Source organism: Paenibacillus contaminans (assembly GCF_003285015.1).
GTDB classification, from domain to species: Bacteria; Bacillota; Bacilli; order Paenibacillales; family NBRC-103111; genus Paenibacillus_V; species Paenibacillus_V contaminans.
In genome coordinates, this window is sequence record NZ_QMFB01000010.1 from 282899 (window position 1) to 308209 (window position 25311).

Annotated in this window: 25 protein-coding genes and 1 pseudogene; 24 read left to right on the forward strand and 2 right to left on the reverse strand. The window is 55.1% G+C overall.

From position 1 onward, the window contains the following. Positions 1 to 5: 5 nt before the first annotated feature. Positions 6 to 1265 (reverse strand): nucleoside recognition domain-containing protein, encoded by a 1260-nt coding sequence (locus tag DQG23_RS18875; protein WP_113032410.1) that lies wholly within the window; start codon positions 1263 to 1265, stop codon positions 6 to 8. Positions 1266 to 1407: 142 nt separating this feature from the next. Between DQG23_RS18875 and DQG23_RS18880 the strand changes: the two genes are divergently transcribed. Beyond that, positions 1408 to 2559: a SepM family pheromone-processing serine protease gene (locus DQG23_RS18880; protein WP_238177936.1), complete on the forward strand. Its 1152-nt coding sequence runs from the start codon at positions 1408 to 1410 to the stop codon at positions 2557 to 2559. Between the two features lie 28 nt (positions 2560 to 2587). Here the strand turns inward: DQG23_RS18880 and DQG23_RS18885 are convergent, their stop codons facing one another. Next, a complete protein-coding gene (locus DQG23_RS18885) occupies positions 2588 to 3853 on the reverse strand; it encodes a nucleotidyltransferase (protein ID WP_113032411.1) in 1266 nt (421 codons plus the stop codon). Positions 3854 to 4119: 266 nt separating this feature from the next. Here DQG23_RS18885 and DQG23_RS18890 point away from each other — a divergent pair, with 266 nt between their 5' ends. From DQG23_RS18890 to DQG23_RS19000, 23 genes and pseudogenes are all read left to right on the forward strand, one after another. Further along, positions 4120 to 4623, forward strand: a complete 504-nt coding sequence (locus DQG23_RS18890; RefSeq protein WP_113032412.1) for a YceD family protein — start codon at positions 4120 to 4122, stop codon at positions 4621 to 4623. 106 nt (positions 4624 to 4729) lie between these two features. Continuing rightward, on the forward strand, positions 4730 to 4903 hold the full coding sequence (gene rpmF / locus DQG23_RS18895; protein ID WP_113032413.1) for a 50S ribosomal protein L32: 174 nt from the start codon (positions 4730 to 4732) through the stop codon (positions 4901 to 4903). A gap of 206 nt (positions 4904 to 5109) precedes the next feature. Then, positions 5110 to 5718: a transcription factor FapR gene (gene fapR / locus DQG23_RS18900; RefSeq protein ID WP_113032414.1), complete on the forward strand. Its 609-nt coding sequence runs from the start codon at positions 5110 to 5112 to the stop codon at positions 5716 to 5718. Next, a complete protein-coding gene (gene plsX / locus DQG23_RS18905; RefSeq protein ID WP_113032415.1) occupies positions 5702 to 6691 on the forward strand; it encodes a phosphate acyltransferase PlsX in 990 nt (329 codons plus the stop codon). The genes fapR and plsX overlap by 17 nt, the downstream gene beginning before the upstream one ends. 9 nt (positions 6692 to 6700) lie before the next feature. Then, positions 6701 to 7687: a beta-ketoacyl-ACP synthase III gene (locus tag DQG23_RS18910; RefSeq protein ID WP_113032416.1), complete on the forward strand. Its 987-nt coding sequence runs from the start codon at positions 6701 to 6703 to the stop codon at positions 7685 to 7687. A 48-nt stretch (positions 7688 to 7735) separates the two neighbouring features. Then, positions 7736 to 8683 (forward strand): ACP S-malonyltransferase, encoded by a 948-nt coding sequence (gene fabD, locus DQG23_RS18915; protein WP_113032417.1) that lies wholly within the window; start codon positions 7736 to 7738, stop codon positions 8681 to 8683. A 68-nt stretch (positions 8684 to 8751) separates the two neighbouring features. Continuing rightward, positions 8752 to 9501 carry a 3-oxoacyl-[acyl-carrier-protein] reductase gene (fabG, locus tag DQG23_RS18920; protein ID WP_113032418.1) on the forward strand — a complete coding sequence of 250 codons (750 nt, stop codon included), beginning with the start codon at positions 8752 to 8754 and terminating at the stop codon, positions 9499 to 9501. 60 nt (positions 9502 to 9561) lie between these two features. Continuing rightward, on the forward strand, positions 9562 to 9795 hold the full coding sequence (gene acpP / locus DQG23_RS18925) for an acyl carrier protein (protein WP_113032419.1): 234 nt from the start codon (positions 9562 to 9564) through the stop codon (positions 9793 to 9795). A 146-nt stretch (positions 9796 to 9941) separates the two neighbouring features. Further along, on the forward strand, positions 9942 to 11183 hold the full coding sequence (gene fabF / locus DQG23_RS18930; protein ID WP_113032420.1) for a beta-ketoacyl-ACP synthase II: 1242 nt from the start codon (positions 9942 to 9944) through the stop codon (positions 11181 to 11183). Positions 11184 to 11188: 5 nt separating this feature from the next. Further along, positions 11189 to 11884, forward strand: a complete 696-nt coding sequence (gene rnc, locus DQG23_RS18935) for a ribonuclease III (RefSeq protein ID WP_113032421.1) — start codon at positions 11189 to 11191, stop codon at positions 11882 to 11884. 235 nt (positions 11885 to 12119) lie between these two features. Then, entirely contained in the window at positions 12120 to 15695 is a 3576-nt protein-coding gene (gene smc, locus DQG23_RS18940; RefSeq protein WP_113032422.1) for a chromosome segregation protein SMC, read from the forward strand. Positions 15696 to 15935: 240 nt separating this feature from the next. After that, positions 15936 to 16925, forward strand: coding sequence for a signal recognition particle-docking protein FtsY (ftsY, locus tag DQG23_RS18945; RefSeq protein ID WP_113032423.1), 990 nt, complete (start codon positions 15936 to 15938; stop codon positions 16923 to 16925). 241 nt (positions 16926 to 17166) lie between these two features. Then, positions 17167 to 17535 (forward strand): YlxM family DNA-binding protein, encoded by a 369-nt coding sequence (gene ylxM / locus DQG23_RS18950; RefSeq protein ID WP_113032424.1) that lies wholly within the window; start codon positions 17167 to 17169, stop codon positions 17533 to 17535. A 30-nt stretch (positions 17536 to 17565) separates the two neighbouring features. Further along, positions 17566 to 18948 carry a signal recognition particle protein gene (gene ffh, locus DQG23_RS18955; protein WP_113032425.1) on the forward strand — a complete coding sequence of 461 codons (1383 nt, stop codon included), beginning with the start codon at positions 17566 to 17568 and terminating at the stop codon, positions 18946 to 18948. Between the two features lie 101 nt (positions 18949 to 19049). Further along, positions 19050 to 19322: a 30S ribosomal protein S16 gene (gene rpsP / locus DQG23_RS18960; protein WP_113032426.1), complete on the forward strand. Its 273-nt coding sequence runs from the start codon at positions 19050 to 19052 to the stop codon at positions 19320 to 19322. 109 nt (positions 19323 to 19431) lie between these two features. After that, a complete protein-coding gene (locus tag DQG23_RS18965; RefSeq protein WP_113032427.1) occupies positions 19432 to 19662 on the forward strand; it encodes a KH domain-containing protein in 231 nt (76 codons plus the stop codon). A gap of 183 nt (positions 19663 to 19845) precedes the next feature. After that, the gene (gene rimM, locus DQG23_RS18970) at positions 19846 to 20370 is read left to right on the forward strand and encodes a ribosome maturation factor RimM (RefSeq protein WP_113032428.1); all 525 of its coding nucleotides are present in this window, start codon (positions 19846 to 19848) and stop codon (positions 20368 to 20370) included. Next, entirely contained in the window at positions 20367 to 21254 is an 888-nt protein-coding gene (gene trmD / locus DQG23_RS18975) for a tRNA (guanosine(37)-N1)-methyltransferase TrmD (protein ID WP_113032429.1), read from the forward strand. Before rimM ends, trmD begins: the two co-directional genes overlap by 4 nt. Before the next feature lie 156 nt (positions 21255 to 21410). Further along, entirely contained in the window at positions 21411 to 21752 is a 342-nt protein-coding gene (gene rplS, locus DQG23_RS18980) for a 50S ribosomal protein L19 (protein ID WP_113032430.1), read from the forward strand. Positions 21753 to 21942: 190 nt separating this feature from the next. Further along, positions 21943 to 22512 (forward strand): signal peptidase I, encoded by a 570-nt coding sequence (lepB, locus tag DQG23_RS18985; protein WP_113032431.1) that lies wholly within the window; start codon positions 21943 to 21945, stop codon positions 22510 to 22512. A gap of 116 nt (positions 22513 to 22628) precedes the next feature. Further along, a complete protein-coding gene (gene ylqF, locus DQG23_RS18990; RefSeq protein WP_113032432.1) occupies positions 22629 to 23492 on the forward strand; it encodes a ribosome biogenesis GTPase YlqF in 864 nt (287 codons plus the stop codon). A 138-nt stretch (positions 23493 to 23630) separates the two neighbouring features. Further along, the gene (locus DQG23_RS18995) at positions 23631 to 24398 is read left to right on the forward strand and encodes a ribonuclease HII (RefSeq protein WP_113032460.1); all 768 of its coding nucleotides are present in this window, start codon (positions 23631 to 23633) and stop codon (positions 24396 to 24398) included. Positions 24399 to 24586: 188 nt separating this feature from the next. After that, positions 24587 to 25311, forward strand: a pseudogene (locus tag DQG23_RS19000) (hypothetical protein); the annotation flags it as partial.

A 25311-nucleotide genomic window follows, 5' to 3' on the forward strand; every position in this document is an offset into this window, starting at 1 on the left:
CCGTTTTATTTGAAAATGGCCAAGCGCCGAATCCAGCCGATAGCGGCGGAGAGCGATACGATAACCGCAAGCAGGATAAAACATAACAATCCGGTAAGCAGGACGGATTGCCAAATATACGACTCAGCGGCCGGAAAAACGTCTCCCGTATTATTCGAAGTGCCGAAATCGGCCAGTACGGGAGCCGTTTTGGCCGTTAGCCACACAAGCGGCGTCCATAGTAAGTACGTCAGCAGGAATGCGAATGCGGCATGCAGGAAACGCGTCGTTAAAAATACATGATAGCGAATGTCCGTGCCTGCGAGCATGCTTTTTACCTGAGCGTGAAGCGACAGCCCGCTCCAGCCCAACGCCGCGCCGATACAAGCGGCTGCAAACACGGCGGAGGAAGACAGCTGGCTGGCGGCATATGCGCCGATATGCGGCTCCAGCAATCCGGGCACCAGGAGCTTGGCGGCAGGCAGGGCTGCAAGAGCGGGCAGCAGCAGCGTCAGCATGCGGTTCATTACGGAGAATACCATGATGAAGCCGCCGATCATGAGGAGCGTTTGCGTCGCCGTATAAACGGCGTCCCCGAGCAGCTTGCCGAAGGCGCGACCGTCGCTGCTGCGCGCTACCTGCATCGCGGCGAACGCCCGTGCCGCAAGGCTGCGGTCACGCCGGCCCGCACCCGAACGGGCGCTGCCGACGGGCTTGCTTCCCAAGCTTGCCGCGTCTTCCGACGGCTTGCGGGATTTCATAAGCAGGCGTACGGCGAGACCGGCCAGCAGCGCCGCGGCATAGTGCACGAGCGCAAGCCTGACGCCGGCTTCGGGCTGCTGCAGAAAACCCGCCCCGATGATTGTAATCATCATTACGGGGCTGCATAGATGCGTAAGCGCGAGCAGACGCTCCGCTTCGTCGCGGCTGACGGCGCCTTCCCGCCGCAGTCTTGCGGCCATGTCGGCGCCGGCGGGATAACCGGCGAACAAGCCGGCTGCGAGCGGCCAGCCGCCGATGCCGGGGAGGCGAAAAGCAAGCCGCATAAGCGGATCGAGCAGCGTTCCAAGCCCATGGATGATGCCAAGGCCGAGCAGCAGCTCGGTAACGATCAGGAACGGCAGCAGCGCCGGAAATACGTAGGTCCACCAGAGCGTCAGCCCTTGGAGTGAAGACTGAAATGCCTGATCCGGATACACAATAAACAAAATGACCATGATTGCCGCTAACAGGCCGAGCAGGACGGTCGTAAAACGACCGTTCGACGATATGGCGGGGGCAGACATGCCGTCACCTCTTTTATGCATATAGTTATTATGGGAACGCCTGAACACGGTCGGTCGTCGAGCCGTTCGGTACAAGTTTACGCTAGGAGCCAGGCGAATAGACCAAGCCTGTCATTCGCCGTCACGGAAGGGGAAAATCCCAATGGGGAAACAGCACGATCATCAGATTAGGGAGCCGTATGAACGGCAGTCCGGCGATGCGAGCCGGATGAGGCTCAGTCCGAACACCGTGTCGCGGTTCGCGGTCGCTTTTTTGATCGGGATTGTCGTTTTTTATGCCTTGTTCATGATCCCGGTGCCTTATTACGTCTATCAGCCGGGATCGGCGGAGAATGTCGGTCCGATGGTATCCGTCAAGCAGGAGGATCCGCCGGAGCGGGGGCAATTTTTGCTGACGACGGTAAGTGCGTACGAAGCGAATGTGATCAGTATGCTGCTGTCCCCGTTCCGGCCGAACATGGAAATACGCAAGAAGAACGAAGTTTTGCAGAAGGGCGAATCGATGCACGATTACTCGCAAAGGCAAGAAATCGTCATGCTGACGTCGCAGAGCGACGCGATTCAAGCGGCCTATAAGAAAGCCAAAGTGCCGTACCGCATCCAAAGCGACGGGGTAGCCGTCATGAGGACGATTCCGGGAATGCCTGCGGCCAGTTTGCTGGCGGCCGGAGATTTGATTGTGGATGTTGACGGCAAGCCGGTGAAGAAATTAACCGATATGAGCGAATATTTGCAAACCCGCAAAGAAGGCGACTCGGTTAAACTGACGTACAAGAGAGGAGACTCCACGTATCCGGTCGAGCTGCCGCTGGCCGTTCTATCGAACGACGGCGGCAAGAAAAGAGTCGGAATCGGCGTCGAAACGGGGGAGCTCCGATCGATTAAGGCGGAGCAGGACGAGAAGCAGGTGACGGTTCATACGTCGGATATCGGGGGACCGTCGGCGGGACTTATGTTTTCGCTGGAAATTATGGACCGGCTGTCGGCCGACGATTTAACGAAGGGGTACAAAATCGCCGGGACGGGAACGATCGAGCCGGAAAAAGGCAAGGTGGGCGTCATCGGCGGAATCCGCCATAAAGTCGTGGCGGCGGACCGCGCAGGAGCGGATATTTTCTTCGCGCCGAAGGATTATCAGTATCCGAACGGAGGGCCGCTTATTCCCAACTCATCGGATGCGGCCGATCAAGCGAAAAAAATCGGTTCGAAAATGAAGGTCGTCCCCGTCGAAACGATTGACGACGCGCTGGATTACTTAGCCAAGCTCCCTGTGAAGGAATCGGCGCCGTCTTAAGAGTCCGCAAGGTTCGGAGGCGGGCGCCTTACTCCGCTTGCAGCGGCGCCTGGTAATAATCGCGGTGAAGCTCTTCGGGCGCTAACGCATCGTACCCGAGCGCATATGCGGCGGTTGCGCGTATATCGAGATCGAGAAAAGGCGATTGGATACCGGTTACTTTCACTACGACCGGTACCGTCGCTTTTTTGCGCATTTGCGCGAGCAGCTTGCGTCCCTTGGCCGTAAAGCCAAGAACGCGCAAATAGGGAACGCCGCCGAGCAGCTTCTCGCGCGAAAGCTCGGCTTTGCCGTGGCCAAGAAAGATGCGCAGCAGCGTTCTTTGCAGCCTGGTCCGCGTATACCTTTTGGTCTTCATGGCGTCAAGCAGCGCCTCTACGGGACGTTCGGCCCCATGCGGCAGCAGCCTCAACGATTGCTTGAGGCGATGCTCCAGTCCTTCATTTACTTCGCTGATGCGGGCAAGCTCCTCTTCGGTTCGGCTGGCCAGCAAATGAATAAGCGGCTGCGCGTATCGTTCCCACTCGATAGGTGCCCGGCCGGCTTCCATTTCGCGCCTCATGATGTCAAGCGTCGCCTGGGGGACGAATGAAGCGATCCCATCAAGCCGGCGCTCCTCGAACAGGATGCGGCGAATGGCCGTAGCGCTCGCGATTTGTCCGTCGGTCGGCACCTGCTGATGGTACCCGGCTTTCGTCCGGCTTACCGTGAGCGGAACGATCGGGCTGTTCAGCCTCTTGAGCGCAAGCAAATAATGCAGGCCGAGCGTGTTGTTCGGCTGCTTCAACAAGTCGTGCAAGGAGCCTTCCTCCGGCTCAGCGGCAAGCCGGTCATGATCGCGCAGAAACGAATCGGCAGCCGAGCTGTATGCGGCCGGGTAGCTCAAGCCTTTGCTCAAATAAAGCTGCAGCAATTGCTTGAACGTTTCCGGCTCGCGGTGCAAGTGTTCGGCTATGCGCTCCAGCAAGCGGATGTCGCCGCTTTCGCTGCCGAAGCACAGGCTATCCGCGACGCCTGTCGCGTTTAAGGCCGAAACGGCGCCGTAGGCGAACCATTCGGCCGGCTGCGAGCTGAAGGCGACGGGCAGCTCTAGCACGACATCCGCTCCCATGCGAAGCGCCATTTCGGCGCGCGCCCACTTGTTCGCGAGCGCGGGCTCCCCGCGCTGCAAAAAGTGTCCGCTCATGACGGCGATCGCCGCATCGGCGCCCGCTATTCTTTTTGCCTGTTCATAATGGTAAACGTGACCGTAATGAAGCGGATTGTATTCGACGACAATTCCGACAGTTTTCAAGTATCGATCCTCCAAATCGTAATAGCCCGTTCGGCCTTCTCAGGCGCGTTCGTATGAAACGCCGTACCTACGGCAAAACTGTAAAAAGAAAAAATCCATTGACGCAGCTGCCGGTCTTGACGTAAAGTTCATCATAATCGCTATGTCATGTATCGTTTGCCCGCGGTGTTCCTAATACTATATCACGCCGTAATTTGGCAATAAACTATTTGACAAAACGAAGCGGTTATAGCTATAATTATCTTTGTTTGTTTGGGGTGAATTTCATGCTGCTTCGTATAAAAGAACTGGCTACGAAAGGTAGCGTTCCCGTCAAGGGTGAAGTAGATTTAACCGAACTGCTGAAGGATCGGCAGGATATCGTTTCGTTCGGGCCCGCCGATGCGGATTTGCAAGCCGAATGGTCGGAAGGCCTTGCTAAAGTAACCGGGAATGTGCATGTTGATTTGCATATCGCATGCTCGCGTTGCTTGCAGCCGGTTGAAGAACGGATCGATACGCCTTTCCAGGAATGGTTCGCCGCGAAATCGACCAGTATCCCGGAAGAGCTTGAGGAAGACGTTCATCTGATTACGGAAGATACGGTAGATTTAAAGCCGCTTGTAGAAGAAACCGTGGCGGTTTCGGTACCGCTGGTTACCCTGTGCAGCGAAGATTGCAAAGGGCTGTGTCCCGACTGCGGAGTAAACCGCAACGAACGGGATTGCGGCTGCAAGCACAATAAGATCGACCCTCGCTTGGCTGGACTAGCCGACTTTTTTAAAGAATAAGCTTCATGATGATGTATTCCTTTCTATGCTAAACGGAGCCGGAATCTTTCATACATGCAATCTTAAGCAGACAGTCGAGCGTGAATTAACGTAAGGAGGTGGGAATATGGCAGTACCACAAAGAAGGACATCCAAAACACGTCGCGATAAGCGCCGTACTCACTTTAAATTAGTAGTTCCGGGCATGGTAAAATGCGATAACTGCGGAGAGCTGAAATTGGCGCACCGCGTTTGCAAAGTTTGCGGAACTTACAAAACAAGAGAGATTATCAAGCAATAATCGAAGAAAGTAGTACTTCATCTTTGGTGAGGTGCTATTTTTTTTGTCTGTCTGCGAGGCGAAAAACGGCAAGAAGCCGATTTGACGGCCAAGGACGGTTTTCTTTCAAGCTCTTTCTTTTTGAACGATAATTCTATATACTACTCGTTAGCACCAGGTAATATAAGCTCCCCTCAATATACGGCACTAATCAACTGGTAAAGGCGGTGTGCGCCATCGAACGCCAACCGAAACGGCTGCGCCAGCAGCAGCTGTCCAAAATAATCGAACAAAATCCGTTCATGACGGATGAGGAGCTGACCAAGCATTTTCAAGTCAGCATTCAGACGATTCGTTTGGACCGTTTGGAGCTGGGCATTCCGGAGCTGCGGGAGCGGCTTAAGCTGATGGCCGAACGAACCTACGATCAGGTGCGCTCTTTGCCTTTGCACGAAGTAATCGGGGACGTTATCGATCTTCAGCTTGATAAAAGCGGGATTTCCATGTTTGAGATAAAAGAGGAGCATGTGTTCTCGCGGACGAAAATCGCCCGGGGCCACCATGTGTTCTCGCAAGCCAACTCGCTGGCGGTAGCCGTTATCAACGATTCTGTAGCGCTTACGGCTTCCGCCGACATTCGATTTATCCGATCGGTCCGATTCGGGGAGAAATGTATCGCGAAAGCATACGTACGCTCCATTTCGAAAGGGAAGGCTAAAGTCGAAGTGTTTACATATGTGAATGACGAGATGGTGTTTCAAGGGAACTTCCTGATCTATCACTCCAAAAAAGAACAGCGCAATGAGGGAGGAAACTTGCATGCGGATCGCGATTGACGCGATGGGCGGCGACCATGCCCCCCACGAAATCGTGGCCGGCGTTTTACAGGCAGCCAAGGAATGGACCGACGCGGAATTGATTCTTGTCGGCGATTCCGCGCGTATTGAAGCGCTGATGAGCGAAAGGCCCGGAAATGTCCGCGTTCATCATGCCGGAGACGTTATAACGGCAGACGATGAGCCGGGCAAAGCGGTGCGCCGCAAAAAGGACGCTTCGATGGTCGTCGCCGGCAGGCTCGTCCGAGAGGGCGAAGCCGATGCGATGATTTCGGGCGGCAATACCGGCGCCCTCATGGTAACCGGCCTGCTGATCGTCGGCAGAATGGAAGGGGTCGAGAGGCCGGCGCTCGCGCCGATGCTTCCGACAATGGACGGAACGGGCGTGCTTGCGCTCGATCTGGGCGCGAATATGGACGCTTCGCCGGAAGAGCTTCTGCAATATGCGATCATGGGCAGCATATATCGCAGCAAGGTTCAAGGAATTGCGAAGCCGAGAGTCGGATTGCTCAATATTGGAACGGAAGCGATGAAAGGCAACACGCTGACCAAAACGGCATACGGGCTGCTCGAGCAGGCGCCGATTCAATTTGTCGGCAATGTCGAAGCAAGCCAGGTGATGCGCGGAGGCTGCGACGTGCTTGTATGCGACGGCTTTTCGGGCAATGTCATGCTGAAGGCGATGGAAGGTACGGCGGATGCGGTGTTCAGCACGCTCAAAACCGAATTCACCCGTACTTGGATGACCAAGCTGGCCGCCGCCGTTATGATGCCGGGCTTGCGGCAGTTTAAGAAAAAGCTTGATTACAAGGAGCACGGCGGCGCTCCGATGCTGGGCCTTTCCGGGCTCGTGCTCAAATGCCACGGTTCTTCGGACGCTTTGGCCGTCAAGAACGCTGTACGTCAAGCTAGAGTCGCGCTGCAGAGCGGCCTTGTTCAAGCGATCGCTGCGGAAATTAACACTAGGAAGTGAGTGGCCACTATGAAATTGATACCGGTCGGTATACTCGGGACAGGCAAATATGTGCCGGAGCGCGTGCTGACAAATCAAGAATTGGAAAAAATGGTCGAAACGAACGACGAATGGATCGTGAGCCGTACGGGGATGCGCGAGCGGCGTATCGCTTCCGCTGAGCAGGCGTCTTCCGACCTTGCCTATGCAGCGGCTCAAGAAGCGCTGAAAAACGCAGGGATTACGGCCGAACAGCTCGATCTGATTATCGTGGCGACGGTTACGCCGGATATGTCGTTTCCGTCGACGGCTTGCCTGGTGCAAGCGAAATTGGGCGCCAAAAAAGCGGCCGCCTTCGATTTGTCGGCCGCCTGCTCCGGGTTTATATACGGTCTGGCCAACGCCTCCAATTTCATTGCGACGGGCGCGTATAAATATGCGCTTGTCATCGGTGCGGAATGTTTATCCAAAATTACGGATTATACGGACCGCAACACATGCATTCTGTTCGGAGACGGCGCCGGCGCCGTCGTCATCGGCGAGGTGCCCGAGGGCCGCGGCTTCCGTTCCTTCGAGCTTGGAGCGGACGGAACCGGCGGCGAGCTGCTGAAGGTTGCGGCGGGCGGCTCCCGTTGTCCGTCCAGCGTAACGAGCGTCGAACAGAAGCAGCACTTTATTTATATGGCCGGCGCGGAAGTGTTCAAATTTGCGGTCCGCATTATGGGGAACGCCGCGGAAGAAGCGCTGCGCAAAGCGGAAAAAACGAAGGCGGATATCGATTTGCTCGTTCCGCATCAAGCCAATATCCGGATTATCCAGTCGGCGCTCGACAGACTGGGTCTGCCGGAAGAGAAGTGCATGGTTAATCTGCATAAATACGGCAACGTCTCGGCGGGGTCGATTCCGATCGCCTTGGCCGAAGCGGTCGAGGAAGGCCGCGTGAAGGAAGGCGACTGTCTGGTCATGGTCGGCTTCGGCGGCGGCTTGACTTGGGGCGCATCCGTGCTCGTTTGGTAAGAAACGGTCTCATATCTATTCAAAAAACGCACTGGAGGGATTCGGGCAGTGGGTAAAATAGCATTCGTGTTTCCGGGTCAAGGGGCGCAAGCCGTCGGTATGGGCAAAGACGCTTTTGAGTCTTGCGAGGCGTCGAGAGCAATATTCGAGCAAGCCGACGAGGCGCTTGGCTTCAAACTGTCCGGCATCATTTTCGAAGGTCCGGACGAAGAATTGAAAAAGACTTACAATACGCAGCCGGCGCTGCTTACGACGAGCGTCGCGCTTTACGAAGCTTTCCGTTCGGCCGGCGTTTCGCCCGATTATGTTGCGGGCCACAGCTTGGGCGAATACAGCGCGCTGGTGATTGCCGGGGCTCTAAGCTTCGAGGATGCGGTACGCACCGTACGCGCGCGCGGCGAGTTTATGGAGCAGGCGGTGCCGAACGGGCAAGGGGCGATGGCTGCGGTTCTCGGAGCGGAGCGCGATGCGCTGACACGCCTATGCGCGGACATCAGCGGGACGGCTGGCGTCGTCGAGCCGGCCAATATGAACTGTCCGGGGCAGATCGTCGTATCCGGCAGCAAGGAAGGTGTGCAGGCGTTCGTCGAACGCGGCAAGGAAGCGGGGGCGAAGCGCGTCATTCCGCTTGAAGTAAGCGGGCCTTTCCATTCATCCTTGATGAAGCCGGCTTCGGAGAAGCTGTCCGCGGAGCTCGGCAAGGCTGACATCAAGCCGGCGCAAATTCCGGTCGTGGCGAATGTCAGCGCGCGTCCGGTTACGGATCCGGCGCAAATTCGCGAGCTGCTGGTTGAGCAAGTGTACTCGCCGGTTTTGTGGGAGGACAGCGTGAGCTGGCTGATCGCGGAAGGCGTGGATACGTTTGTGGAAATCGGCTCCGGTACGGTGCTTGCCGGTTTGATCAAAAAAATCGACAAGAGCGTAAAAACCGTTTCCATTAACAGCGTCGAGGCGATCGAGCAGTTTATCGCCGCAAATGCGGAAGCGAAAGCATAATGCTTTGACGGCTTTGCCGACCGGCGTGCCGGTGTTCATGAAACAATTTACTTGTTGGAGGGATTTTCATGCAGCTAGCGGGTAAAGTTGCGCTCGTAACGGGCGCTTCACGCGGCATCGGACGCGCGATCGCTCTGCGCCTCGCGGAAGCGGGAGCGGACGTTGTCGTCAATTATGCAGGCAGCGAACAAGCGGCGGCGGACGTCGTCGCTCAGATCGAAGCGCTCGGCCGCCGCGCCATGAAGGTACAAGGTGACGTCGGTTCATCCGCCGCAGCCGAGGAATTGGTTAAGCAGACGCTGGAAGCGTATGGACGAATCGACATTCTTGTGAATAACGCAGGCATTACGAGGGATAATTTAATCATGCGCATGAAAGAAGAAGAGTTCGATCAGGTTATCCATACGAACCTGAAGGGCGTATTCAACTGCCTCAAAGCGGTGACCCGTCCCATGATGAAGCAGCGTTCAGGCAGAATCATCAATATTTCGTCCGTAGTCGGTTCGCTCGGTAATGCGGGGCAGGCCAACTATGTCGCCGCCAAAGCGGGCGTGATCGGATTGACGAAGTCGTCCGCCAAGGAGCTCGCTTCGCGGGGCATTACGGTTAACGCCGTGGCGCCGGGCTTTATCACGACCGATATGACGGACAAGCTGTCCGACGATATGAAGACGCAGCTGCTCGCGCAAATTCCTTTGGCCCGTCTCGGGGAGCCGGACGATATTGCGAAAGCGGTCGTTTATCTCGCTTCGGACGACGCTTCCTATATGACCGGACAGACGATTCATATCGACGGCGGCATGTATATGGGCGGGTAAAGGTTGGCTATGGCATTTTTGTAATGATTCTCGTATAATACGGTAGAGGAGGTGAGCCGGATGTCCGACGTTTTGGATCGTGTCAAACGAATTGTCGTGGATCGTCTCGGGGCTGAAGAGTCGAAAGTGACCCTCGAAGCATCGTTCAAAGAAGATTTAGGTGCTGATTCTTTGGATGTTGTCGAATTGGTCATGGAACTCGAAGACGAATTCGATATGGAAATTTCCGATGAGGATGCAGAAAAGATTACGACTGTGGGAGAAGTTGTTGAATACATAAAATCTCATACGTAAACGAGTGCGAGTGCAAGTCCCGTTCATAACGGGACTTCTCCTCATTTTGCTAGAATTCAAAAATGGACGAAGACGGCAAGGCTGCGTAAGCGGCTACATTGGCGTCTAATCACGCGTATAAACGATTGAAGCATAGAGGTGAACGAATGGCACAGAGAGTGGTTGTAACGGGAATGGGAGTCATGACCGCGATTGGTCACGATCTTGATACGTTCTGGAGCAGCTTAATGGAAGGCAAATCGGGAGTGTCGCTCGTAGAAAGCTTTGACGTAAGCGAGTATCCGACTAGAATTGCAGCCTCTATCAAGGATTTTAATCCTGAAGATTTCAATATCGATAAGAAAGAAGCCCGCCGCATGGACCGTTTCGTGCAGTTTGCGGTCGTGGCAAGCATGTCGGCGCTTAAGGATGCGAATCTGAACGTAAACGAGGATACGGATCCGGAACGCGTAGGCGTGTATGTCGGCTCGGGGATCGGCGGCTTGTCGACCTGGGAGGAGCAGCATAAAATATTGCTCGATAAAGGTCCGAAGCGGGTAAGTCCTTTCTTTATTCCGATGATGATCGCGAATATGGCTTCCGGCCAAATCTCGATGATCACCGGAGCAAAAGGACCGAACAGCACGGCGGTTACCGCCTGCGCAACCGGGACCCACTCCATCGGAGACTCTTACAAAATGATTCAGCGCGGCGATGCCGACGTCATGATTTGCGGCGGCGCCGAGGCGACGATCAGCCCGACGGGCATGGCCGGCTTTTGCGCGCTGCGTGCGATGTCTACGCGCAATGACGAGCCGGCGAAGGCAAGCCGGCCTTTTGATACGGATCGCGACGGCTTCGTCATGGGGGAAGGCTCCGGCATCCTGATTTTGGAGTCGCTCGAACACGCGCAGAAGCGCGGCGCACGAATCTATGCCGAAGTCATCGGCTACGGCATGAGCGGAGACGCGCATCATATGACGGATCCCGATCCGGAAGGCGCGAAACGCTGCATGGTCAAAGCGATTAAAGACGCGGGAATCGCCGCCGAGCAAATCGATTATATCAATGCGCACGGCACGTCGACGCCGGTCGGCGACAGATCGGAGACGACGGCGATCAAGCTGGCGCTCGGCGAACATGCTTACAAAGTGGCGGTCAGCTCGACGAAGTCGATGACAGGCCATTTGCTCGGAGCGGCAGGCGGCGTGGAAGCCGTTATTTGCGGGCTTACGATCAAAAACGGGATTATCCCGCCGACGATCAACTTGGACAATCAGGATCCGGAATGCGATCTCGATTACGTGCCGAACACGCCGCGCAAGGCTGACGTAACTATCGCGATGTCGAACTCGTTCGGCTTCGGCGGTCATAATGCAACGATAGTTTTGAAGAAATTCGAGGCGTGACGGCAATGAACAAAGATTTGAAGGAGCTGCAGACGAAGCTCGGCATTCATTTCCGGAATGAGCAGCTTTTACGGCAGGCGTTTACGCATTCTTCCTTCGTCAATGAGAACCGGACGTCGATGAGCGACAACGAACGTCTGGAATTTCTGGGCGATGCGGTGCTTGAGCTTTCGGTGTCGGATTATTTTTTCCATGCGTTCCCGGGACGCTCCGAGGGCGAGATGACCAAGCTGCGCGCTTCGATCGTTTGCGAGCCTTCGCTCGTGACGTTTGCGGAGCAGCTTGATTTCGGCAGCTTCGTCCTGCTCGGCCGGGGCGAGGAGCTGACGGGCGGCAGAACGCGCCCGGCGCTGCTTGCCGACGTGTTCGAGTCGTTTGTCGGGGCGCTTTACCTCGACCAAGGCTTGGATGCGGTCAAAGCGTTTCTGTACAAGCATATGTTTCCGAAAATTACCGGCGACGGCAAACCTCAGGTCGTCGATTACAAGACGCAGCTGCAGGAATATACGCAGCAAAATCTTCTCGGCGCTCCCGAGTACCGGATCGTCGATGAACGCGGTCCCGCACACGAGAAATTGTTCGTGGCGGAGGTGTACATGGACCAATCGCTGCTCGGACAAGGCACGGGCCGGTCCAAGAAGGAAGCGGAGCAGCATGCGGCGGCTCAAGCATTGGAGAAGCTGGATGTGAATGTGAAGTAGCGATCGTCATACAGGCGAAGGGCAGAGCGGGCCGGAAGGCCGGCTCTGCTCTTTGTTTTTTTCGGAGCGGGGACCCCCGATGCGACATAGGCAAGCCGGCAAGGATGAAGCCGTATCGCGGCCTCCGGCTTCGCTCAGGCAGGAAAAAAAGCAAAGTTTGCGCGAATATGGTACAATAGGCGGTGTATCGGGCTTTACATTCGTTTATGTATTTTGATAAAGACAGGTGAGTGGATTGTTTTTAAGACGGATTGAGCTTTCGGGCTTCAAATCGTTCGCAGATAGAACCGAAATGGAATTTGTGCAGGGCATTACGGCGGTTGTCGGGCCGAACGGCAGCGGAAAAAGCAATATTTCCGACGGCATTCGCTGGGTGCTCGGAGAGCAGAGCGCGCGTTCCTTGCGCGGCGGTAAAATGGAGGATGTCATCTTCGCCGGGAGCGACGCCCGCAAAGCGGTCAATTTCGGCGAGGTGTCTTTGACGCTGGATAACGGCGACCATGCGCTGCCTCTCGATTTCAGCGAGGTAACGGTAACGCGGCGCGTGCACCGGAGCGGCGACAGCGAATATTTTATCAATAAACAACCGTGCCGGCTCAGAGATATTACCGAGCTGTTTATGGATACGGGGATCGGCAAAGAAGCGTATTCGATTATCGGACAAGGTCGGATCGAAGAAATACTCAGTACGAAATCGGAGGATCGCCGGGGCATTTTCGAGGAGGCTTCCGGGATCGTCAAATACAAGTCGCGCAAGAAGGAAGCCGAGAAAAAACTGTCGGAAACCGAAGGCAACCTTCTTCGCATTCACGATCTCGTTTCCGAGCTGGAGGATCAAATCGAGCCGCTTTCGAAGCAAGCCGATAAGGCGCACCGCTTCAAGGCGCTCAAAGAAGAGCTCAAAAGTTTGGAAATCGCCATGTACGTCGTTCAGATCGAACAGGTGCATAAGACATGGGCGGAGACGAACGAGCGTCTTTCGAAGCTGAAGAAGGAGCAGCTCGATTTGTCCACAGTCGTAGGCAAGCATGATGCGCAGCTGGAGAAGCACCGCTGGGAAACGCGGCGGCTTGACGACGAGCTCGAGAAGCTGAACGAAACGCTGCTCGTCATCAGCGAGGAATTCGAAAAATGCGAAGGCCAAGGCGAAGTGCTGAAGGAACGGAAGCGCAATATTGCAGCCAACCGGGCGCAGCTCGAGCAGATGATCGCAGCCCAGGAGCAGCGGGGCGCCGAGCGTCAAGCGGAGCTGACGGCATGCCAGTCCAAAATGGCCGAGGTCGGCGCGCAGCTGGACGCCTTCGCCTCGCAGCTTCGCGAGGAAGAGGAGCGGCTGCTTGGCGTAAGCGGCGGGATCAGCAGCGAGGCCGAGGAACGTTTAAAAGCCGAGCTGCTTGAAACGGTCAGTGAAATGGCCCAAAGCCGCAACGAAATCCGGCATGCCGATCAGCAGATCGAAACGGTTGGCCGCCGTACGGACCGCTTGGATGAAGAGCGGTCCAAATGGACGGAGCAGATGGAGCGGATTACGAAGCGCCGCAAGGAGCTTGCTTCTTTGCGAGAAGGCGCGACGGCGGAAATTGCGCGTATTCGCGACGCTTACATAACGTACAGCCAAGAGCTCAAAGCGCTGCAAGGAAAGCTTGACGAGCTGCACGGGACAGTTCGGCGCTGGGAGCAGAAGCTCGATGCGATGGTTTCGCGCCGCGATACGATGCGCGAAATGCAGAACGACTACGACGGCTTTATGCAGGGCGTCAAGGAAGTGCTGAAGGCCAAACAGCGCCCCGACGGGCTGCGCGGCATTCATGGCGCGGTGGCGGAGCTCGTCAAAGTGCCGGCTGAGGTGGAAATGGCCGTTGAGACGGCGCTGGGCGGCGCACTGCAGCACATCGTTGTCGATAATGAGGCGAACGGAAGGGAAGCGATCGCATTTTTGAAAAGACGTCAACTCGGACGGGCGACCTTCCTGCCGCTCGATGTTATACGCGGCCGCTCGATTCCCGATTCGGAGATGCGAGGGTTCGAAGGGGCCAGCGGCTTCGTAGGCATCGCCGTCGACCTGGTTCGGTTCGATTCGCAATACCGGCAAATCGTCGGCAGCTTGCTCGGCAATGTCATCATTGCCAAGTCGCTTGAGGACGCCAACCGCATCGCGGCCAAATGCCAATACCGGTATCGCGTCGTTACGCTCGAGGGCGATGTCGTCAACCCCGGCGGTTCGATGACGGGCGGCAGCCAGCATAAGAAAACGACAAGCTTGCTCGGACGCCAGCGTCAAATCGAAGAGATCGACGCGGAGATCAAAACTTATGAGGGACAGCTAGCGGACCTGCGTCTTAAGGCGGGCAGCCTCAGATCCGACATTGCCGAGAAGAACGGCCAGCTGGAGCAGCTGCGCGTAGACGGCGAGCAGAAGCGGGTCGAAGAGCAGCAATATGCCGCAGAGCTGAACCCGCTTGAGAACGAAAGCAAAAATATTCAAGCCCAGCTGGAGCTTGTCGGGGAAGACCGGGGCTCGCTTCAGCAGGAGGTTGCCGATTACGGGAACAAAAAGCAAATGGCCGGTGAAGCGCTCGAGCGCTTGCAGGCTAAAGAAGCCGAGCTGCAGCAGGCGATCCGCGAGGCGGAGCTGGCCCGCAAGGCGAGCGAGTTCGCCAAGGAGGAGCTGCAGACGCTGCTTACCGACTTGAAGGTGAAAGTGGCGGGCATCACGCAGGAGAAGCAATCGCTTGCGGAGCAGGAGAAACGGTTTCAAACCGATTACTCGACTTTGCGGGCCGAGCTGTCTCATAACAAGCGGATGCAGGTTCAACTGGACGAGGATGCGGCGGAGATCGAACGCGATGGCATTCGTCAAACCGAGCTGCTCAACGAATTGAAAATCCGGAAGAAGCAGTGCACCGAGCAGACCGACTTCAAACGTTCGGAACGTGCCGACTGGCTGCGGAAGCTGGAGCTTGCCGAGAATGAAACGCGCGAGCAGCGTACGCAGCTGAAGCAAGTCGAGGAGCAGCTTCATCAAACCGAGGTTCGCGTAAACCGGCTTGACGTGGAGCTGGATAATCTGCTCAAAAAGCTGTCCGACGAGTACGAGCTCAGCTACGAACGCGCCAAGGAGCTCTACCCGGTACCGGAGGATGTGCCCGGCACGCAAAATATGGTCCGCGAGCTCAAGAGGGAAATAACATCGCTGGGCGAGGTCAATCTCGGCGCCATCGACGAATTTGCAAGAATAAACGAGCGGTACGAATTTTTGTCCACGCAGAAAAACGATTTGCTCGAAGCGAAGGCATCTCTTTATGAAGTGATCCGTGAAATGGACGAAGAGATGTCAAGAAGGTTCAAAACGACGTTCGACGCAATCCGTTCCCACTTTGTCGGCGTCTTCGCCAAGCTGTTCGGCGGCGGTCGCGCCGATCTCCTATTGGCGGACCCGCTTAACCCGTTGGACACCGGCATCGACATCGTCGCGCAGCCGCCAGGCAAGAAGCTGCAAAATTTACAGCTGTTGTCCGGCGGCGAGCGGGCGTTAACGGCAATAGCGCTGCTGTTCGCCATCCTGCGCGTGAAGCCGGTACCGTTCTGCGTGCTTGACGAGGTCGAAGCGGCGCTGGACGAAGCGAACGTCGCGCGCTTTGCCGAATATTTGCGCGAGTTTTCGGGCGTCACGCAATTTATCGTCGTAACCCACCGCAAAGGCACGATGGAAGAAGCCGATGTGCTGTACGGCGTGACCATGCAAGAGGGCGGCGTTTCCAAGCTCGTCTCCGTTAGGCTCGAGGAAGCGGAAGCTGCGGTTTCCGCGTAAGAGAGCCGAGTTTTAGGCGACAATGACTAGTCTTAGGGGTTATATTGGCCGTTAGCGGCTTTTTGCTTCATTAAGAGTCTCTAGAGACTTCCAAACCGGACATTCGTCCGGTTTTTATTGCCGAAACCGGTACGTAAGCGTCTCTAGAGACTGTTAATATAGAAAAAAAGAGGTTTTCCCTGTAGTGAGGAAACCGGCGAACAGGCCCGACATTTCTTTCGGATATTTGGAGGAGATACCATGAGTTTTTTTAAACGGCTAAAAGAAAGCATCGCCACCAAAACGGAGGCGGTTACGAACATTTTTAAAGACGGCCTGAGCAAAACGCGCGATGCGTTCGTCGAAAAGGTCGGAGATCTCATTCTTCGCCGCAAAAAAATCGACGAAGAGTTTTACGAGGAGCTCGAAGAAATTTTGATCGGCGCCGACGTCGGCGTCAATACGGTCATGAAACTGATCGAAGAGCTTCGCGCTGAAGTGCGCAAGCGTAAAATCGAAGAAGCGTCCGAGCTGCAGCCGATTTTGTCGGAGAAGCTCGTCGGATTGCTGAAAAGCGAGGAAGATACGTCGTTGAAGCTGCCTGAATCGGGGCTGGCGATTATTTTGTTCATCGGCGTCAACGGCGTCGGCAAGACGACGACGATCGGCAAGATGGCGCATCGTTTCAAGCAGCAGGGCAAAAAAGTGCTGCTTGCGGCCGGCGATACGTTCCGTGCAGGGGCGATCGAGCAGCTTGAAGTATGGGGTCAGCGAGTCGGCGTCGACGTGATCCGGCAGCAGTCGGGCTCGGATCCGGCGGCCGTCATGTTTGATGCGGTTCATGCCGCCAAGCAGCGCGGTGTAGACATTTTGCTTTGCGATACGGCGGGGCGGCTGCAGAACAAAGTCAACCTGATGGAAGAGTTGAACAAAATATATCGCGTCATTCGCCGCGAGGTTCCCGACGCTCCGCACGAGGTATTGCTCGTGCTTGATGCGACGACCGGACAAAATGCGCTGCAGCAAGCGAAGCTTTTTGACGAGAAAACGGGATTGACGGGTATTGTCCTTACGAAGCTGGACAGTACGGCGAAGGGCGGCATCGTGATCGCGATCCGGCAGGAGCTGGGCGTTCCGGTCAAGTTTGTCGGACTTGGAGAGAAGATGGACGATTTGCAGCAGTTCGATTCCGAGCAGTTCGTGCACGCGCTTTTTGCCGGGCTGATCACGGAGGAGAAAGAAGAAGAATAAGCTTCGGCGGTCCGGTACGGGCCGCTTTTGGCTTTTCAATTTGCAGCCTGAGGTTCGCTCGGCCCGCGCCGCAGTAAGGCGAGAAGCAAAACGCATGCCGCCGATAACGGGTGAAAATAGTGTTGGATACTCTGACAAGGTAAAATACTTGACATCCCTTTCGCGCTCGGGTATTATAATGTCTGTTGGTGTAAAGGTTTTTTCCTTGACGGGCAAATGCCGTAGAGGGAGGTGGAACGCCATGCAAGAATCGAATGTATTGGCGAAGACGAATCGGATTAATCTGTTGTTTGATTTCTACGAGCAGCTGCTCACGGACAAGCAGAAGACGTTTTTGTCCTGCCACTTTCACGACGACTTCTCGCTCGGGGAAATTGCGGCGGAGTACGATATTAGCAGACAAGCGGTTTACGAACATATTAAACGAGCCGCCCAGGCGCTCGAGGATTACGAAAGCAAGCTGCAGCTGCTCGCCAAGCATGAACGCAGAGTGGAATGCACGCAACGGATAGAAGTGCTGCTTCAATCGGCCGAAATCGGCGGGGCGCTGAGCGAGCATGCGAAAGAAAGCTTGAAACGGCTGTTTGAAGCTTTACGGCAAATCGATTAATGCATGACAAGATTTTGGAGGTGAGGGCGAATGGCATTCGAAGGATTGGCAAGCAGGCTGCAGAACGTATTCGGCAAGCTGCGCGGCAAAGGCAAGCTGACCGAGGATGACGTAAACGAAGCGCTGCGGGAAGTGCGGCTTGCGCTGCTCGAGGCGGACGTCAACTTCAAAGTCGTTAAAGATTTTATTGCCAAGATCAAAGAACGCGCGATCGGCCAGGAAGTGCTGAAAAGCTTTACGCCCGGCATGGTCGTCGTCGACATCGTAAACAAAGAGCTGACGGAGCTGATGGGCGGCACGCAAAGCAAGCTGGCCAAAGCGAACCGTCCGCCGACAGTCGTGCTGATGGTGGGCTTGCAGGGTGCCGGTAAGACGACGCTGACCGCCAAGCTGGCGAAGCTGCTGCAAAAGCAAAATCATCGCCCGCTCCTCGTAGCCTGCGACATTTACCGTCCGGCGGCGATCAAGCAGCTGGAGGTGCTCGGCGAGCAAATTAAAGCTCCGGTGTTCACGATGGGCGACCAAGTGAATCCTGTCGAAATCGCCAAAGCGGGATTGCAGCATGCCAAAGACAACGGCAACGATTACGTGCTTGTCGATACGGCGGGCCGTTTGCATATCGATGAACAGCTGATGGACGAGCTGAAGCAAATCAACGAGACGTTGAACCCGCACGAGATTTTGCTGGTTGTCGATGCGATGACGGGTCAAGAGGCCGTAAACGTAGCCGACAGCTTCCATAAGCAATTGACGATAACGGGCGTCGTGCTGACCAAGCTTGATAACGATACGCGCGGCGGCGCGGCGTTATCGGTCAGAGCGGTAACCGGCTGTCCGATCAAGTTCGTAGGGGTCGGGGAGAAGACGGACGCGCTTGAACCGTTTTATCCGGACCGTATGGCGTCGCGTATTCTCGGCATGGGAGATATGCTCTCGCTGATCGAGAAAGCGCAGTCCAATATCGATGCGGACAAGGCGAAAGAGATGGAGCGCAAAATGCGCAATGCCGAATTCACCTTCGAAGATTTCCTCGATCAGATGGAACAAATGAAGAAGCTCGGACCGCTTGACCAGCTGCTTGAAATGATTCCCGGCATGAACAAGATGAAGGGAATGGGCGATCTCAAGGTCGACGACAAGCAGATGGGACGCGTATCGGCGATCATTCATTCGATGACGACAGAAGAGAAGCGCAAGCCGGAAATCATCAATTTGAAGCGCCGCAACCGGATCGCAGCCGGCAGCGGAACGACGCTGCAGGACGTCAATCGTTTGATCAAGCAGTTTGAAGACATGCGCAAGATGATGAAGCAGTTTTCCGGCATGATGGGACCCGGCGGTCCGGGCGGCTCCAAAGCGATGAAGGGCTTAAAGAGCAAGTTCGGCAAAGGGATGAAATTTCCTTTCCGCTGATCGCCGTGCCGATTGATAAACGAAGATGTAATTCCGGATCCGCATATTGTGGAGCCGGAGCGGAGGATATCGTATGAATTCTTGTAAGGAGGTGAAATCTAATGGCAACTCGCATTCGTTTGAAGCGTATCGGCGCTCACAAAGCTCCGTTCTACCGCTTGGTCGTTTCCGATTCCCGCTCGCCGCGTGACGGACGTTTTATCGAAGAGATCGGCTATTACAATCCGCTGACGCAACCTGCGACAGTTAAGATTGACGAAGAAGCTGCACTCAAATGGCTGCAAACCGGCGCGCAAGCATCGGATACAGTCCGCAGTCTGTTCAGCAAAGCCGGCATCATGACAAAACTGCATGAGCTCAAACAGCAGAAGTAATCTGCTTGTTAGATACCGAAAGCGGCTGTAAAGCCGTTTTTTCGGTATTTTCAACGCGTAACGGGTGCCGGTTTTCCGGCTGAAAGCCGTTTCTGCACGGGAGGTCATTATGAGAGATCTGATAATCGTAATCGCGAAGGCGCTCGTCGATCATCCGGATAACGTAAGCGTAAACACCGTGGAGAAGGAGCACGAAATCACGTATGAGCTGACCGTACATCCGTCGGATGTAGGCAAAGTCATCGGGAAGCAGGGCCGAATCGCCAAGGCGCTCCGTACTGTCGTCACTTCGGCGGCCGTCAAGGAGTCTAAGCGCGTATCCGTAGAAATTGTCTCTTGATTGGTGTTCCATTTACTTAAGCGATCTCTTGAGCTTCATACAATTGCAGCATGGGTGGGGCTTATCCCGCCCTTTTTTGCTAAACAGTTATGGGTTCGGGTTCCTTGCGAACGGTAATGGCGCCGGGGATAATCTTGCGTGCAGCGGCGGAATATAGGTTACGAAGCAATTAGGAGGGCTATGATGAGTGAAAAGCTGTACAATGTCGGAAAAGTAGTCAATACGCACGGTATTAGAGGCGAGCTTAAGGTTATATCTTCCACTGATTTCCCGGATGTCCGGTTTGCCAAGGGAAGCCGGCTGCTGCTTGTCGACGCAGATGGACGTAATTCTCTGGAGGTCGAAGTCGAAGCGGGCCGCCAGCATAAAAATGTGTTTATCCTGAAACTTTCCGGTCTTAACAACATTAATGAAGTCGAGAAGTATAAAGGCTGGGACATCAAAGTCACGGATGAGAATCTGATCGAGCTTGAGGAAGACGAATACTATTACCACGAAATCATCGGATGCCGGGTCGTATCGGAAGAAGGCCAAGAGATCGGCACCGTAACGGAAATTTTGACGACGGGCGCGAACGACGTTTGGGTGGCCGAGCGGCCAAAAGGCAAGCCTGTTCTTGTCCCTGTCATCGATGATGTGCTGCTGAAAGTCGATGTGGAGCAAAAGCTGATTACGATCCGGCTGCTGGAAGGTTTGATGGACGAATGAGAATCGATGTTCTCACGTTGTTTCCCGAGATGTTCGAAGGCGTCTTTCAGGCGAGCATTCTGGGCAAAGCCAGGGATAAAGGAATCGTCAAGCTGAATGCGGTAAATTTTCGTCTTTATGCGAACAACAAGCACAATACGGTCGACGATTACCCTTATGGCGGCGGAGGCGGGATGGTACTGAAGCCGGAGCCGATATTCGCCGCTGTGGAGGATTTGGCGGCAAGCGTGCGTGAAGAGCAGGCTCCGTTTAGCCCGGAGGGCTTACATAACGACGGTTTGCCGGAAGAATCGCAAGTCCATGCGCAGGGCGGCGGCGAAGGAAAACCTCCGCGCGTTATTTTGATGTGCCCGCAGGGAGAGACGTTTACGCAGAAAAAAGCTGAAGAGCTTGCCAAAGAGGAACGGCTCATATTCGTCTGCGGCCATTACGAAGGCTATGACGAGCGTATTCGGCAGTATCTTGTGACGGACGAGCTGTCGATCGGCGATTACGTGCTGACCGGGGGCGAGCTGCCTGCGATGGTCGTCATTGACAGTGTCGTACGATTGCTGCCGGGCGTGCTTGGCAACGAAAATTCGGCCGTTACCGATTCTTTCAGCACCGGCTTGCTGGAATACCCGCATTATACGCGGCCCGCCAGCTTTCGCGGGTGGGATGTGCCTGACGTGCTCATTTCGGGTCATCATGAGAACATCGATAAATGGCGCCGCCGGCAGTCACTCGAACGGACCTGGCGCCGCCGCCCCGAACTGCTTGAAGGAGTCGAGTTATCGCGGCAGGACAAGCAGTGGCTCGATCAATTGAAGCTGGAAATGGAGCGGCCGAAAGAAGCCTCGAACGATCAGGGCTGCGGCCAAGAAACCGGCGGAACGAAGGCTTGATTTTGCGGATGCGAAAATACCAGGGCGAGTGTTGTATTTCTATGCCCGATATGATATTATAAACGATGTTGTGCTGAATCTGGTGGTCCGCTACGCTGCCTTTTTGTTACAATCAGGCTAGAGCGCAAGAACACCTGAGTGGAAGGAGGATATCACATGAACTTGATTCAAGAAATTACGAAGGAACAGCTTCGCCAAGATCTTCCTAACTTTCGTCCTGGCGATACGCTGAAAGTTCACGTTAAAGTTATCGAGGGTTCCCGTGAACGGATCCAGCTGTTCGAAGGCGTTGTTATCAAACGTCGCGGCGGCGGGATTAGCGAAACGTTTACCGTTCGCAAAATCTCTTACGGCGTTGGCGTGGAAAGAACGTTCCCGCTGAACTCGCCGAAGATCGACAAGATCGAAGTGGCTCGCCGCGGTAAAGTCCGTCGTGCGAAACTTTACTACCTGCGCGGTCTGCGCGGTAAAGCAGCAAGAATTCAAGAGATTCGCTAAGATGACAAGGGGCTTGCACAACAAGCCTCTTTTCGTTTTATTGGAAATGTCAGAAAGAAAGTAAATACCCGTAGATGGTTCCATTTCCCGATAATCGCGCCTGCCCTTCAAGGGGAGCGTAATCGTTTATTATTGAACGTATTCGGAGCCTCGATGCTGGCTATCATACAAGAGGAAGGAGGTTGCTGCTATGGAAGAGGAAAAAGCGGTCAGTCCGAAGAACGAGTTGAAAGGCGAGGCTTGGGAATGGATTAAAGCGATTTTGATTGCGGCGGCACTTGTATTTCTTATCCGCTGGTTTATTTTTGCCACCTATGTCGTCGAAGGTCCCTCGATGCAGCCCAACTTCCACACCGGTGAACGGTTGATCGTGAACAAAATCATCTATTCGTTCCGGAAGCCGGAACGCGGCGAAGTCGTCGTTTTTCATGCGCCGCAAGGAAAAGATTACATAAAGCGCGTCATTGCGCTGCCGGGCGAAAAAATAAAGGCTATCAATAATAAGGTTTATGTGAACGATCAAGAGCTGGACGAGTATTATATCCAATCGGCGATTGACGATAGGGACAAAAGCGGGAAAAAGTACACGGAGGATTTTCCGGAAACCGTCGTTCCCGAAGGATCGGTTTTCGTCATGGGCGACAACCGACTGAACAGCTCGGATAGCCGTGCAATCGGCCCGATCGAATATAAGGAAGTCGTCGGCAGGGCGGACGTTTTGTTCTGGCCGATTAAGGATATGGGAATCGTGAAACATTAAACAACGATATAAGTTCCATAAGAGGAAACGCAAAACAAGATGTTGAAGCGGAAAAGCCAATTCCTTTCGGAATGAATAACAGAGAGCTTGGAGAACGGGCCGGAGGGGGGATATAATTGACGATACAATGGTTTCCCGGCCATATGACCAAAGCCAGAAGGCAAATTGAAGAGAAGCTGAAGCTGATCGACGTAGTCATCGAGCTGCTAGATGCGCGAGTGCCGCTTTCGAGCCGAAATCCGATGATCGACGAAATTTTGCGCAATAAGCCGAGGCTCGTCGTGCTCAATAAATCGGACATGGCGGACCCTCAAACGACGGCGGAATGGGTCGCTTATTTCGCCGAACAAGGACTCGATGCGCTGCCGATCGATTCAAGCTCGGGTTATCAAGTGAAGGAAATCATTCCTCGCTGCAAGAAGCTGATGGCGGCCAAAATCGAATCGCAAATCCGCAAAGGCATCAATCCGCGCGCGATTCGGGCACTTATCGTAGGCATACCGAATGTCGGCAAATCGACGCTGATCAACCGGCTGGCCGGCAAAAAAATCGCCGCAACGGGAGATAAGCCGGGCGTTACGAAGGCGCAGCAATGGGTCAAGGTCGGCACTGAAATGGAGCTGCTCGATACGCCGGGCATTTTATGGCCGAAGTTCGAGGATCAGACCGTAGGCCTGCGTCTTGCGGCGACCGGCGCGATCAAGGACGAAATTTTGCATATCGACGAAGTCGCTTTCCACGTCGTTCGCTATTTGGTCGAGCATTACGGGGATGCGCTCCGCGAACGATATTCGCTTGAAGCGCTGCCTGACGACGTTTCGGAGCCGGACGAGGTTGTGAAGGTGATGGAGGCGATCGGACGCCGGCGCGGCTGCGTGGTCAGCGGCGGACGCATCGATCTGGACAAGACGTCGACGCTCATATTACGCGAGCTTCGCACGAATATGCTCGGGCGTATCAGCATGGAGCGGCCGAAATAGATGGAATAGGCGAAAGGCATTCGAACGGGTAACGTTCGGATGCTTTTTTGCGTTGCGGTCGGACTTCTTTCTACCCCGAACGATAGCCTGACGAAGCCGTGTGCAGTATAATGGGCACAGGGGAAGGGATGAATGGACATGCAGGAAAAAGATACGGTCGAGTTATCTAAAGATTTATTTGCACAGGAACGGAAGGACGATTTTCGCAAGGACAAAGGCAAGGTAAAAAAGAAACGTAAGAAGGAAACTTCCGAAGTTGATATTCAAGCAGTGTCTGGATCCGACGAAACGCAGTCGCTGCTTGATTTTGAGAAGGATTTATGGGATAGGGATTTCGCATACATAGCGGGCATCGACGAAGTGGGCAGGGGCTGTTTATTTGGCGATGTGGTCGCTGCCGCCGTTATTTTGCCGAAAGGGCTTATCATACCCGAAATCGACGATTCGAAGAAGCTGAGCGCCAAAAAACGGGAGTTGCTTTATGAGGAAATCATGAACCAGGCGATTGCGGTGGGAATCGGCAAAGTCGACTGCCAAACAATCGACCGTATCAATATTAAGCAAGCGGCCAGACTCGCGATGAAAACGGCTTTGGAGCAGCTTGAGCCGCTGCCGGACTATTTGCTGGTCGATGCCGAGAAGGTGGAGAGCGATATTCCGCAGCTTGCGGTCATTCACGGCGATGCACGCAGCCAATCGATCGCCGCCGCTTCGATCGTCGCGAAGGTAACGAGGGACCGCATGTGTCTTCAGTGGGACTTGCAGTATCCGGAATACGGCATTGCGCTGCATAAAGGGTATGCGACCAAGCTGCATCGCGAGGCGATTTTGCAATTTGGGGCTTGTCCGCTGCATAGGCGGTCGTTTCTCGGCAATTTGACGAACGTGCAGCAGGAGCTGTTTTGACGGCAGGACGTCAACATTTTGCAACGCTTCGCCGATATATGGAATACGAGGAATTTTGAAAGGTCGCGTCTATATGAATTGGCGTATATAGGAGTTTGCAGCAAAAGGCTTCTTTACAGTACAGGTATTGCGTAAATGCATCAGAGCCGTCTGCTATCGCGCATCGATAATGGAAAGGAGGGAATGCCGTGAATACGATCAGTCAAATCATGCAAAGCATCGTCAGTCAAATGCAGGCTTCCGAACCGAAGGCGCTCGAGCTGAAGGCCGGTCAGATCGTCAACGGGCTCGTTTTGCAGCTGTTTACGGATAATGAAGCCTTGGTTAATATTGGCGGCGTACAAGTAAGGGCCCGTCTTGAGCTGCCGCTGCGGCAGGGCGATTCCGCCCTCCTGCAGGTACAGCCGGAATCGGCGAACGGTCAGGTCGTGTTGAAGCCGATCCAGGCGTCAAGCGGGCAAATAACGGGAGAGCCGCTTGCGGAAATGCTCAAAAACGTCGGGCTGCCCAATACGTCCGCGAATCGCCAGCTTGTCCAGCAGATGCAGCAGGAAGGAGTGCCGTTTACGAAAGAGACGATGCGGGCGCTAAGCGAAACGTTAGCAGGGGCGCCCAAGCAAGTGCAAGCCGAGACTTGGCAGCAAGCGGCTTTCGTTGCGGTGAAGCGGGGACTGCCCGTCACCGAGCAGACGGTCGGTTCGCTGCATCAGGCGATGTTCGGCAAGCCGGCGAGCGCTCAGGCAAGCGATTTGGCGCGCGAGCTGGGCGCCCTGCTTGCCCGCGAGGGCGCGGCGAAGCCCGGCGCAGCGCCGCTGAGCGCGGCGGCCGCAGGCGTGCTGCAGCAGGCGAAGCAGCAGCTTGACGCGCTGCTGGGCCTGCTGGCGCAGCGCCCCGGCGGCGCGGCGGCGCCTGC